This window comes from Paraburkholderia sp. BL9I2N2, assembly GCF_004339745.1.
GTDB lineage: Bacteria > Pseudomonadota > Gammaproteobacteria > Burkholderiales > Burkholderiaceae > Paraburkholderia.
The window spans coordinates 1,094,072-1,106,751 of record NZ_SMGP01000003.1; the positions used below are offsets into that span (position 1 = coordinate 1,094,072).

Annotated in this window: 11 protein-coding genes and 1 pseudogene; 2 read left to right on the forward strand and 10 right to left on the reverse strand. The window is 59.5% G+C overall.

The genetic code is table 11. The features are described from left to right. The first annotated feature begins 326 nt into the window (after positions 1-326). Positions 327-1,454: a porin gene (locus tag B0G74_RS35915; RefSeq protein ID WP_132381374.1), complete on the forward strand. Its 1,128-nt coding sequence runs from the start codon at positions 327-329 to the stop codon at positions 1,452-1,454. Between the two features lie 211 nt (positions 1,455-1,665). Here B0G74_RS35915 and B0G74_RS35920 read toward each other — a convergent pair whose 3' ends face one another. From B0G74_RS35920 to B0G74_RS35930, 3 genes are all read right to left on the reverse strand, one after another. Then, on the reverse strand, positions 1,666-2,619 hold the full coding sequence (locus B0G74_RS35920) for a LysR family transcriptional regulator (protein WP_132381097.1): 954 nt from the start codon (positions 2,617-2,619) through the stop codon (positions 1,666-1,668). A 634-nt stretch (positions 2,620-3,253) separates the two neighbouring features. Next, complete coding sequence (locus B0G74_RS35925; protein WP_132381099.1) at positions 3,254-3,580, reverse strand: hypothetical protein; 327 nt, start codon at positions 3,578-3,580, stop codon at positions 3,254-3,256. A 112-nt stretch (positions 3,581-3,692) separates the two neighbouring features. Beyond that, positions 3,693-4,670, reverse strand: a complete 978-nt coding sequence (locus B0G74_RS35930) for an SDR family NAD(P)-dependent oxidoreductase (protein WP_132381101.1) — start codon at positions 4,668-4,670, stop codon at positions 3,693-3,695. Between the two features lie 121 nt (positions 4,671-4,791). On the opposite strand from B0G74_RS35930, the gene B0G74_RS35935 reads away from it, so the two are divergent. Continuing rightward, positions 4,792-5,370 carry a TetR/AcrR family transcriptional regulator gene (locus B0G74_RS35935; protein ID WP_132381103.1) on the forward strand — a complete coding sequence of 193 codons (579 nt, stop codon included), beginning with the start codon at positions 4,792-4,794 and terminating at the stop codon, positions 5,368-5,370. 306 nt (positions 5,371-5,676) lie between these two features. Here B0G74_RS35935 and B0G74_RS35940 read toward each other — a convergent pair whose 3' ends face one another. From B0G74_RS35940 to B0G74_RS35970, 7 genes and pseudogenes are all read right to left on the reverse strand, one after another. Further along, a complete protein-coding gene (locus B0G74_RS35940; RefSeq protein WP_132381105.1) occupies positions 5,677-7,080 on the reverse strand; it encodes a DUF1214 domain-containing protein in 1,404 nt (467 codons plus the stop codon). 300 nt (positions 7,081-7,380) lie between these two features. Then, on the reverse strand, positions 7,381-8,292 hold the full coding sequence (locus B0G74_RS35945; protein ID WP_132381107.1) for an SDR family NAD(P)-dependent oxidoreductase: 912 nt from the start codon (positions 8,290-8,292) through the stop codon (positions 7,381-7,383). A 33-nt stretch (positions 8,293-8,325) separates the two neighbouring features. Continuing rightward, complete coding sequence (locus tag B0G74_RS35950) at positions 8,326-8,781, reverse strand: MaoC family dehydratase (protein ID WP_132381109.1); 456 nt, start codon at positions 8,779-8,781, stop codon at positions 8,326-8,328. Further along, positions 8,778-9,944, reverse strand: coding sequence for an acyl-CoA dehydrogenase family protein (locus tag B0G74_RS35955; RefSeq protein ID WP_132381111.1), 1,167 nt, complete (start codon positions 9,942-9,944; stop codon positions 8,778-8,780). The genes B0G74_RS35950 and B0G74_RS35955 overlap by 4 nt, the downstream gene beginning before the upstream one ends. 14 nt (positions 9,945-9,958) lie before the next feature. Beyond that, a complete protein-coding gene (locus B0G74_RS35960; RefSeq protein ID WP_132381113.1) occupies positions 9,959-11,173 on the reverse strand; it encodes an acyl-CoA dehydrogenase family protein in 1,215 nt (404 codons plus the stop codon). Between the two features lie 57 nt (positions 11,174-11,230). Then, positions 11,231-12,415: a lipid-transfer protein gene (locus B0G74_RS35965; RefSeq protein WP_132381115.1), complete on the reverse strand. Its 1,185-nt coding sequence runs from the start codon at positions 12,413-12,415 to the stop codon at positions 11,231-11,233. Between the two features lie 32 nt (positions 12,416-12,447). After that, positions 12,448-12,609 (reverse strand): annotated as a pseudogene (locus tag B0G74_RS35970) (fatty-acid--CoA ligase); the annotation flags it as partial. Positions 12,610-12,680: the final 71 nt, after the last annotated feature.

The window sequence follows — 12,680 nt, forward strand, 5'->3', positions numbered from 1 at the left end:
CAGCCTCGACGCGCTAAAAATTCGATCACTGGTAGTCAAATTCAGTGCTAGCTGTCGCGAATTTTGTTCCGCAAGAATCGCCAGCAATCGCACCAGATTCGCATCAGCGCCTGACAAACTCCGAAAGGCATTTGTAATGACAGGCGATCTCGATGCGGGACCGCGGTGCTGCGTTGTCAATTAACCGGAGAAAGCTGAGACCGTCAGCGGTGGAACAAATACTTCGCTTCCCATTGTCTTTGCTTCGTGATCCTAATTACAAACGGCTTCAGGCCAGCTTCAAGCATTCGTTTTCACTTTCCCAAAACAAGCGTTCAAAGGAAATCATGAATCGACGCATCTTTGCTCTCGCCGCCCTGGCTCTGTCCTGTCAGACGGCATCCGCCCAAAGCAGCGTGACCCTGTACGGCCTGATCTCCACGGGTATCGTCTACGCGAATAACCAGAAAGGAGCAGACAAGCAAGGCCACGCGACGTGGCAATTCGCTAGCGGGCCGATGCAGACGCCTCGCTGGGGCATGAAGGGGGTAGAGGATCTGGGCGGGGGCTTGAAAGCCATCTTCACGCTGGAAGGCGGCTACAGTGTGGCGACTGGCGCACTGTCGCAAGGCGGTCGCGAGTTTGGCCGGCAGGCTTTTGTCGGTTTGTCGTCGGATACCCTCGGGACGGTAACACTAGGACGTCAATACGACGAGGCTGTCACACTGTGTGTCTTCTCGTCGGCCTGTCAGTTCGCGGCATATGGTGCGCACATTGGCGACAGTGATAACGTGTTCGACACGTTCCGGATCAACAACGCGGTCCAGTACAAGAGCATCGACTACAAAGGTCTTCAGTTTGAAGGGCTCTACGGCTTCTCGAACAAGCCGGGCGGCTTCTCCGACAACAATGCCTATAGCGCCGCGGCGCAATATCGCAACGGGCCGCTGTCAGCCGGTGTGGCGTTCCTTCAGGTCAATACGCCGAACGACGCCAACAATACGAACGGCGCGGTGGTGAACGACTATGGCTTCACGTCACCGTTCATCACGAATCCGGCGACCAACGCGGGCGTGAGCAAGCAAAGGATGTTTGGAGCGGGCGGCGCTTACGCGTTCGGACCGGCAAACCTGTCGCTGCTTTATACCAACGCGCGATTCGACTATCTCGACACGTCGCGCCTGACACTTCAGAATTTTGAGGTTTCGCTGACCGACTACGTGACGCCGCAACTCATTCTTGGCGCCGCGTATATCTTCACTACCGGGCAATACCACCCACAGGACAACAGTCCAAAATGGCATCAGGTGAATACCGGTGTGGACTACCTGCTCAGCAAGCGCACCGATCTCTTTCTCGTCGGCATCTATCAGAAAGCGGCGGGTGACGCGCAGTACGCGCAGATCTATTCGCTTTCCCCCTCCACCACCAAGTCGCAAGTCTCAGCGGTGATCGGACTCCGGCATAAGTGGTGAACTGTGGTTGCGAATGACGGGTCTCACCGAGAATTACGAAAGTGCGCTTTCTTGCGGACTGGAGTTAGTCGCCTTCAGTCGTCGTGATGCGCATTCTTCGTTAGCCTCATGCTAGGTCTTGGCCGCGAGCCCGCAGAACTATCGTCCAGTGAATACAACGGGCTCTGGCTCGACCCCATGCTTCATCGCTTCGACGCGTGCGGTTCGACCCTTACGTGCGTCTTCCGTACCGTGCAGCCCCATTGTGACATCCAGCAAAACGGAGTCGGCAGCGGGCACGCCGCCCCCCGCCCATGCCTTCAGAAGTGCACGGATGGCCGCATGAGAACGGGTCGGCCCAGTGTTGCTTGACGTCAAACTGCGGCATCCGGTATGGGGGTTCTAAAATCGCGAGATCGGCGATACGCGCAAATATCTCGCCCACATCGCTGGAAACCGTGACTACCAGATCGGTCATTGCAATGGTCATCGGGATGCTTAAAAAATGCGGAGTATGGAGGACCTTTCTGCGCTGGATACCATGCTCTTTCAGGAATTGTTCAACGATTTCCTGGCGACGGCCCTCTGCCTCAACCACCGCATGTGGCAGTTCGCAAAAAAGCTTCTTCGTCAACCGGCCCTGTACCGCCGGATGATTCCGCCGCACGAGGCACGCGAACGAATGTCGAACCAGGCGCTGCTGAAAAACGTCGACACCATCAAGATCAGGGAAATATCCGATCGCGAGATCGACCTCACTTCGCTGAAGTGCGGACAATAGCTGCCTGGGAGACAAAGACGTTGTCTTCACATTGACGCTGGGAGCGAGACTTGTAACCCGCTGCAGCAATCTCGGCAAGGAGACCATCTCACCGACATCTGACATTGCGATAGTGAACGTGCGCTGAGCTTTGTCTGGCATAAAATTCGGCGCCGTCAACACTCGTTCACGAATATCGGCTAGTACCGACTGAACCACGGGGGCTAGCTGCATCGCGCGTGGCGTCGGTTGCATGCCAAACCTGGTTTTGACGAAGAGCGCATCTCCAAGTTCTTCACGCAAACGCTTTAAGGCGTAGGATGCAGCGGGCTGACTCAGATTCAGCTCCACGGCCGCCTTACCAAGATGTCCGTGACGCTGTAACGCATCAAAGACGCGCAAAAGATTGAGGTCAAAGTTATCCATTTGGCAAATCGACGGGATCGAGGAAATCCATTTGTTTAATCATCTTCCATTTCCGACATTTGTTCCACGTGCAGGCGCTTGATCGCGCAGCATAGTGGTCCGGCATTCATACATGCGTTGGCAAAGATCCGTGGTGCCGGAGGACAACTCTGATACGATAGTTATCGTTAAATCTGGCCGTTTTTCTACATGACTTTTAGAAGTCGAGACGTATAAAAAGTTACTTGCGCACCAGTGGCAGCGCGCTACGTGACCAGCGTCAAAACGGACTATGCCGAGATATCTCACGACTCTGTGTTCTATGTCGTACCCAATGCCGTTCAGCGGTGTCGATGAGCCTCGTACTCGGACGCCACAATTCGTGCGTTGGTACAACCTCGAGCACAAACACAGCGGCCGAAATTCGTAACAAGAGACCCTCCCCCGCCGGCAAGCAATACCGACACATCGAGCCAGCCAATACAAACAAAGGAGTTTCGCTGATGGCTATCATGTCGCGCGACGAGCGGAAGCGCCGCACCAGCCTGGCACTGAAACCGAGAAGCAAGCTGCTCAAGTTTCTCGATGCCTGCCTGAAGGAATATGACAAGAATCGCGGCTCGCGTCCCCATTTCGACGCCATCGTGGTCGCCTATCAGGCGTGGGCGGCAACCAAGGCCAGTGCAGAAGGCAGCGAACGCAATGTAAAGGGGCGGTCAGCGACCTGCTGGCCCAACTCGTCGAATTCCGCGACCGGCACATGCCATTCGCGCATCGCGGCGGCGCACCGCTGCGGCCCAACGCGCTGTGGCACGGTGATCTGGGAAGAGTTCGACGACACGCAACTGCCCAAAGCGCGCCAAGGTTGTGCCGATGCCTTCGAATGCGCGGAGAAGGCCGTCGCTGCCATCGCGCCGACCCGGATCCGCTCGAAGGGGCCGCGCAGACCATCTACCATGAACTCACGCATCGCGCTGGGCAAGCGCGGCCGCTACTCCAATTCCAGGTCCAGCATCAACACTATGTCGTGCAGCGTGTACGAAAGTGAATTAGTGGCGTTGGAGAACCGTTGCAATGGCGTTCGACGCGCCATGTCAAAACGATTCACCAACCATCTCTTCGCTTTTGCGCCAAAGCGCGTCAGCGTTGGCGGCATCGAGCGCATAGCGTCGAACACCTTCGCTGACGGGCGTGATGACAACATCGTCGGCGACGGTTTCGCTCACATGGCAATTCTCGCAGTACCTGCCTCCGACCTCTTCGGCCGACGCCGCCACCGCGGCCCAGACCGAAGTCGCCGCCCCTTGTGGAACAGTCTTGAACTGAAACGGTCCTTTCCCTTCTGATGCAAGTTGAGTGTTGATCGTTTCGAGCAGCGCCGTCATCTGGCTTTCGTCCATGTGACGGGCGAGTTCCGTGTGAATCCCGCCCGGATGAACCGCGGCTGCGCGCACTCCACGCGCCCGATGTCGCTGATCGAAAGCCACCGCAAAGAGGATATTCGCCGTCTTGGCGCGCCCGTATGCGACGAACGGATCGTAAGGCGTACGCTCGAAGCTCGGGTCGTCGAGATCCACATCCGCGAAACGGTGCCCCGACGACGCGAGCATCACGACCCGGCCGCCAGCCGGAATCAGCGACGCCAGGCGGTTCACCAGCACGAAATGCCCCAGATGATTCGTGCCGAACTGCGTCTCGAATCCGTCCGTTGTCTTGCCAAAGGGAGTCGCCATCACGCCCGCGTTCGCGATGATGACGTCGATGGGTTTGCCGTCCTCTTGCAGCCTGTCGGCGCAAGCACGAACACTCTCGAGGTTCGCGAGATCGAGCGCAATCAACTCGATGTCGCCGCCTGCGGCACCGGCCTCGCGCCGCGCGTCGGCAATCGCCTGCTTTGCCTTTTCCAGGTCTCTGGCCGCGCCGATAACCGTGGCCCCGCGTGCTGCGAGCGCCCGCGCGGTCTCCACGCCCAGTCCCGCGGACACGCCCGTTACAAGAATTCGCTTGCCATGAAGATCGACGCCTGCGAGCACGTCGTCCGTTGTCGAAGTCGCACCAAATTTCTCAGTCATTTCCGCCGCTCCAGCACAATCAAGGTTGACGTCATTCCCAGCCCGGGATAAAACGGAGCTTGCCTCCGTTTTTACGATACTAAACGGAGTCACCCTCCGTTTGCAAGCCTTCAACGTATAAATGAACGATCCGACGCCAAAAGAACGAAAACCTAGAGCCGACGCGCTGCGCAATCGCGAGCGCATTCTTGACGAAGCGAAAACGGCGTTCACGCGCGCCGCAGGCGAAATCAGCATGGAGGACGTCGCCCGTCAGGCGGGGGTCGGCGTAGGCACGCTCTACCGGCATTTTCCGACGCGCGAGGCACTGCTCGAGAGTGTCTACCGTGCCGAGGTCGCGAAACTCGCCCAGGAAGAGCGCAGACTGTCCGATTCGCTGCCCCCACTCGATGCGTTGCGAGCCTGGATGTTGCTCTTCGTCGACTACATCGCCACGAAGAAGATCATCGCGCCAGCATTGAATTCGATCGTAGGGGGGCCGACGAAGCTATTCGAATCGTCCGGCGCGCAGATCAAGGACGCAATCCAGTCGCTCGTCATGCGCGCTATCGCGAGTGGGGATATCCGCCCTGATCTCGAGCCATTGGATCTGCTTCGCGCGCTCGTCGGCGTGTCCAATGTCGCGTCTGCTCCGGACTGGCAGCAAAGTGCAAAGAGGCTGGTCGATATACTTTTGCTTGGATCCAGGCTCCCCGACTAGTGTCAACAGCCAACGCCGCCGCAAGGACAGCTCACGGACGACATGCCTGCCCTGAATCTTCGCGATGATCGAATTGAACGCCTGGCCTGCGCTGAATCTGAGTTTCTGCGTCACCGTTTCAGCCTCTCCTCTCAAGGTTGAAATCACGTGACGGGCGGCGCCAGGCGGCCGTCGATTAGACTGTCCGAACGGTGAGGCTACCTCTGACTGGCCTCGCGACCTGACAACGCCGCTTCGAGCGGCCGATTTCTGCAGTCGAGAAGCGCGCCCGACATGCCGCTCCCGACACCGGTCAGCGATCGGATTCTAGTCGCCCCCAATCAGTGGAGGCGGATAATAAGTGCCGTCCGTCACATCTGTGACGGGGCCGTAGAATCGGAACGTGAGGTTGTATTTCAGCCCTTCGACCGTCGGTAGCCAGTTGCTTTCTGGCACGCTCTTCGGGGCATGCGGACCGAAAGCGAGCGTCAGCGAGCCATCGACATTGTATTTCAGTGGCGACTGCTTATTGAGTAAGTAACGCTTGGTGGAAGTGGGCAGCACATGGTATTCCTTTGCGTCAACTGCGATGACTGACCAGAAATACCGGACCTTGTCTTTCGGGCGTGCATCCGACGGAAATGTCATGGTGTAGGAAACCCCGCCATCCAGACCCTGCGCACCGAAGTAGGTAACCTCCTGCGGGTTGTTAGCCCAGATACCGGTCAGGTTAGCCAACGTGCGCATCCGGTAGTCGTCACCATAGTTACCGTTGCGCCGCGGATGCGCCCAACCGTTCTTCGCCGTACCAATTGTTGCTAGCATGCCGGGGAGTGCGGGCACCGCCTGCTCAGTCACGACCTTCTCCACTCGGGCCCGTCCGGGCGCGCCCGATGTAAGGAGCGACTCCACGCCTGCCAGTTTGGCGCGGACATCCTCCATGCCGGGATTGATGTCGGGTTCGCTTGCGAGAATCGAGTCGGCACCATCGAATATCTCGGCCCCGGGCAGGTGGTTGCCCTCAAACATGGGGACGTCGACCGGCTTGTCCGGCTGGACACGCCCCTTGGCCGTCAGTTTGAACTGACGTTGCAAACGCAACGCTTCCCTGGGATTGCTACCCAGTTCAATACGTGCCAGTACTCGTGCAGTTTTGGCCGGCAAATCGACGCGAAGCGCATCTTGGGGCGGCTGAACTTCGCTACCTTTGAGGCACAGGGCGAAATTGCCCCAGGGATGTTGCGGAAAAGTTCGCTCATTGATATTGACCAGGGTCTCGCCCCAGCCGTTGAGCATTTGCCACGTGTAGTAGCGTCCTGTGATCTTCGGTATGCTCAGCAACACACAAGTCTTTTCATCGACGGCGATCCATGCCTCAGAATAGACGACATCAAGATTCGGGTTGGCCCATGCGACACCGGCCGGGCTGCGATAGATCAGTTTGTTCCACTCGAACTGCTCTTTCTCAAAGTCGAGGTGCTCCTGGCGAAGCACGAGCACCCTGCCAAGAAGGTAGTAGTAGGCGTCAACAATATCCGTGTCGGAGACGGCCGTCTGAACGGTGGGTGCCGTCTTGCCTGCGGAAGGCTGCTTCCCATCGGTAGCACAACCGCTCACGGCAAGGGAGATGCCCAATGCGAAGACGAATCCTGATTGTCTGAATTCAAGCCGGGAGATGCCGAAAGCGCTGACAGCGCCAATCAAATATGACGGACTAACGAATGCGTTCATCGACGGCCTCGCTTGCTTGGACATTGGTGAGTAGAAGATTAACGGACCCCAGATTCCACATGCCAGATCATTGCTTCAATAACCTGAATAAATTGCAAGCTATTGTATGCCTGCAGCCGCACCATACCTTCCCCCCACACCGAAGAACTCGCCATAGCAATCCACCACTCTCTTCACCGCAACCAGAACCTTGAAACCTGCCTCCTCAAATTTTCCACCGGCTCGCACCGCGTCCTGTGTACACGCGATGCTCCGTGCACTCCTTGCACGCAATCTGCGGCCTCCGGGTCCATCCGGTTCTCATCCGCGCAGAGCTTCTACCGCGCCATTGATAAACCGCTGCACCTCTTCCCCTGCTTCGCTATACGCGCGCGCATTGCTCCAGTCTGCAATTTCGCTAAAGCGGCGAGCGATCGTCTCCGGTGTCAGTTCCTCGTCACGCAGATGGCACGGCGCAGTCTCCATCACTGCTGCGGCTGAAAAAGAGCCGCCGCCTGCGGATAGCACGACCCTGGAGGGTGCGTCGTCACTGCACAGGAACAGCACGCCAGGCGTGACACGCTCGGGGCGGATCGCGTCGAGCGCGGCGGCAGGCAACAATTCCCCGGTCATGCGGGTCGCCGCGATTGGCGCAATCGTGTTGACCTTGATATTGTTCTTGATGCCTTCCTGATGGAGCACGTTCATCAGCCCGACCAGCGCCATCTTGGCTGCGCCGTAGTTGGCCTGGCCGAAGTTCCCATAGAGCCCGGCTGCAGACGTCGTCATGACGATGCGGCCGTACTTCTGCTCGCGCATGATGTCCCACGCTGCTTTCGTGCAATTCACCGAGCCCATCAGGTGGACATCGAGCACCGCCTTGAACTCCGACAGGTCCATCTTTGCGAAACTCTTGTCGCGCAAGATGCCCGCATTGTTGATCAGGATGTCGACGCGGTCGAACGTGGACATCGCCTGCGCGACCATGTCGGCGACCTGTGCATAGTCGGCGACATTGGCACCGTGCGCGATTGCGCTACCACCCATCGCGCGGATTTCCTCCACGACTGCTTGCGCTGACGCGGACGATCCGCCGGTACCGTCCCGATTTGCGCCGAAATCGTTGACCACCACTGCTGCGCCGCGTGCGGCAAGAGCGAGTGCGTGCTGGCGCCCAAGGCCCGCACCTGCTCCTGTGACGATGGCGACTTTGCCGTCAAAACGAATGTTCATTATCTCGATCTCATTAAGTACAGGCCGCGCGGGTCAGCAGAAGAAACGCATGATGGATTCGGCCACACAGGCGGGCTTGCTCTGCCCGTTGATTTCCACAATCATCTCGACCTTGATTTGTGCTCCGCTGGTTCCCAGCGGTTCCCATTCGACAAGCCTGAACTGCGCGCGCAAGCTCGAATTCACGGGAACCGGTGCTACAAATCGCACCTTGTCGAGGCCATAGTTGAGCGCCGAACCGATGCCACGCACCTCGAACGCCGTCTCGAGAAATGCGGGCATCAGGCTCAAAGTCAGGAAGCCGTGCGCAATCGGCACGCCGAATGGGCCGCTGCGAGCGCGCTCGACATCGACGTGGATCCACTGATGATCACCGGTCGAATCCGCAAATTGATTGATGCGGTGCTGATCGACGACGAGCCAGTCGCTAGTGCCGATCGATTCCCCGACAAGCGGCTTTAACGCCTCGATGCTTCCGTAGTGCTTCATGCCATTTCCGTGGAAGAACTTGACGCATCGCGCAGCAATGCCCCGCGATCGGCGTCGTGCTGGTCGCTGGTGCCGAACAGAATGTCGGCAACGACCGCGCGTTTGAAATAATGACCAATCGTGTATTCCTCGGTCATGCCGATCCCTCCGTGCAACTGGATTGCCTGAGCGCACACCTGCTTCGCCACACGGCCAACCAGCGCTTTTGCAGCTGATGCAGTGTGCTGACGCGTCGCCGCGTCGTCGTTTTCGAGGGATGCCAGCAGCGCGTACAGCATCGAGCGTGCAAGCTCCATCTCGGCAGCCATGTCTGCCATCCGGTGTTGCAACGCCTGAAAGCTGCCGATCGGCACACCGAATTGCTTACGGACCTTAAGATGCTCGGCAGTTGCGACGATCGCGGCTTCCATCGCGCCAACAAGTTCTGCGCACAGCGCTGCGGTTCCGTGCGCAAGGCCGTGACGAAGCGCGGACAGACCGCACCCTGGTTCACCGAGCACCGCTTGCTGGCCAACCTGTACGCCGTCAAACTGCAACTGCGCCGCCCAGCTTCCGTCGTGCAGTGGCACCGCACGCATCGTCACACCCGGCGCGGTCGCGTCGATGAGCAAGAGCGTCAGGTTATCGTCGCTTGCAGCGTGATCAGCAATACGCGCCGACACGATGAAGTGGTCTGCGCCGGGCGCGCCCAGCACGAGTGTCTTCTGTCCGTGGAGCCGGAAGCTACTCGCGTCGCGAGTCGCGAGCGTGTCGACGACTGTCGGCTTACCGCGCGATGATGCTTCCTGGTACGCGAGCGCGATGCGGCATGTGCCTTCAGCGACGCGCGGCAGCAGTACGTCCAGCTGCGCGGGCGTGGCCGCCGCCACGAAGGTCTGCGCGGCGAGCACCGCGCAGCCAACGAAGGGATCGACCACCAGACCGCGCCCCAGCTCCTGCGCGATCAGCACGGTGTCGAGCACCGATCCGCCCAGGCCGCCGTACTCTTCTGGGAGTGCCGCCGCGAGCCAGCCGTTCTCGGCGAACGACGACCAGTTCACCGCATGATGATCGCGGCCTGCCCTGACCTGCGCAGTGCGCCTGTCGAATGCGTACGCTCGCTCGATATAGCGACGCACGCTGTCCTGCAGCATCTGCTGCTCCGAATTCAACTGGAAGTTCATGGTGATCTGTCGCGTCAGAGTTGAAACATCAGCTTGGCAATGATTCCGCGCTGAACCTCGCTGGTGCCGCCGTAAATCGTCGACGCACGCCGGAAAAACATTTCACTGGCAATACCCGGTCCAAGACCTGGCGCAGGCATCGGCAACGCGTCGTGCGTCGCGCCGGAGTCCCGCTGCGCACCTGCATCAGCATAGGCATAGGCCCCGTAGTCGCCCAGCGACTCGACGAGAAACTCGCTCATCCGCTGCTGCAGTTCAGTGCCACGAATCTTGAGCATCGAGCCCATCACGTGAGCAGTGGGGCTGTGGTCTTCCTCCATGGCCGCAACGCGCTGCACCATCATGCCAATGGCTTGTAATTCGGCTTCGAGGCGCACGAGCCGTTGCGCAAATTCGGGCCGCTCGATCAGCGGCTTGCCGTCCACCACCAGCGTCGCCGCGAGCTTGCGCAATTGCCGCCGAAAGCGGACGAGCGTCGGCAGATCGGCCGTTGCCGCATGCTCGTTGTTGAGCAGAAACTTCGTGACGTTCCAACCCGCGCCCTCGCCTCCGACACAGTTGTCCACCGGCACACGCACGTTGTCGAAGAACGTCTCGTTCAGGTGATGGCAGCCGTCGATCGTAAGTATGGGCCGCACGGTGATGCCCGGCGTTCTCATATCGACGAGCAGGAAGCTGATGCCGGCCTGTTTTTTCGCGGACGGGTCCGTGCGCACCAGCAGAAAGATCCAGTCCGCTTGATGTGCGTAGCTGGTCCAGATCTTCTGCCCGTTCACGACGTAGTGGTCACCTTCACGTACAGCCTGCGTGCGCAGCGAAGCGAGATCGGAACCGGAGCCAGGCTCGGAAAATCCCTGGCACCACAGACGGTCCCCATTGAAGATCGGTGGCAAGTGTTGAGCTTTCTGTTCCGCCGTGCCGAAGTGATTCAGCACGGGACCGAGCAGCCGCTGTCCGAACACATCCTGGGTCGGTGCGCCCGCTATCGCGCATTCCTCGTCGAAGGCCAGGCGCTGTTGCGCAGTCCAGCCGGTGCCGCCATGCTCTGCCGCCCAGTAGGGTGCACCCCAACCATGCTGGTTGAGAATGCGTTGCCAGCACACGAGATCGGCGCGCGGCGAACGCACACCGTGCTGTGAGCCCGCCAGGTCGGTCGGCAAGTTGTCGCGAAGGAACGCGCGCACCTGCTGACGAAAGGTATCGAGGCCCATGTCCGGTCGAAAGTCCATCGGACGTTACTCCTGTTGATGATTCAGTGTGAAGTCGATCGAAGCGCCATCAGGCACTCAGACGCGCTCGTACAGCGTCACGACGCACGCGCCACCCAGCCCGACGTTGTGTTGCAATGCGAGCCGTGCGTTGGACACCTGGCGCGCGTCCGCGGTGCCACGCAGCTGCTGGACCAGCTCCACGCATTGCGCAATGCCGGTCGCGCCCAGCGGATGCCCCTTCGACAGCAGGCCACCCGACGGGTTGGTCACGAACTTGCCGCCATACGTGTTGTCGCCATCGACGACGAACTTCTCCGCGTCACCTTCCGCGCAGAGACCCAGCGCTTCATAGGTCAGAAGCTCGTTGTGCGCGAAGCAGTCGTGCAGTTCGATCACGTCGATGTCTTGTGGGCCGATGCCCGCCTGGTCGTACACCTGGCGCGCTGCCGCCTTTGTCATTCCGACACCTGCGACCTCGCGCATGTCGCGGCTCTCGAAGGTGGCACGGAAATCAGTTGTCATCGCCTGCCCGGCGATCTTCACCTGACGGTTCAGGCCATGCTGGTGCGCGAACTGCTCCGAGCAGATGATCGCCGCTGCGGCACCACTGGTAGGCGGGCACGCCATCAGCCGCGTCATCACCCCTTCCCACACCATCGGAGAGGCCATGACCTCGTCTTCGGTGACGATGTTGCGGAACACCGCGAGGGGATTGTTAGCAGCGTGACGGCTTGCCTTCGCGCGGATCTTTGCGAACGTCGAAAGCTTCGTGCCGTACTGCTTCATGTGCGCAAGTCCTGCGCCGCCGAAATAGCGCAATGCAGGCGGCACTTCTGTCGCGCCAACCAGGTCCTCCGCTATCGTGTCGAAATGATCGAACGGCGACGGACGGTCCTTGAAAATCGTGCCGAGCGCACCTGGATTCATCTGCTCGAAGCCGAGTGCGAGAACGCATTCCGCCGCGCCGCTCGCCACGGCCTGACGGGCGAGATAAAGTGCCGTCGAACCCGTCGAGCAGTTGTTGTTCACGTTGATGACCGGCACACCGGTCATGCCGACTTTGTAGAGCGCGCGCTGGCCAGCGGTTGAATCGCCGTACACGTAGCCGACATAGCACTGCTGTACCTGCGAGTAGCTAATGCCCGCGTCGTCCAGCGCGGCAGCTGTCGCCCGTGCGGCCATCTTCGGATAGGGTTCGTTCGCACCGGGCTTGGTGAAGGGGATCATGCCGATGCCGGCTACGTAGACATCTCGGCTCATGGTGTGCTCCGCGATAAATCGGTTAAAAAAAGTCATGCAACGTTGCCAGCGCGGCGGTTCCAGAATGGCTCGCGCAAGCACGTCTTGAGTACCTTGCCCGCGCCGGACAGCGGTAACTCGTCGACGAACTCGACGCTGCGGGGACACTTGTAGCTGGCAATCAGCGTCTTGCAGTGATTGATGACGTCATCGGCTGAGCGAACGCGTGTCAGGTTCTGTACCCATCGAACTATCGCTCATGGCTCAGGGTGCCTTTAATGGGCCG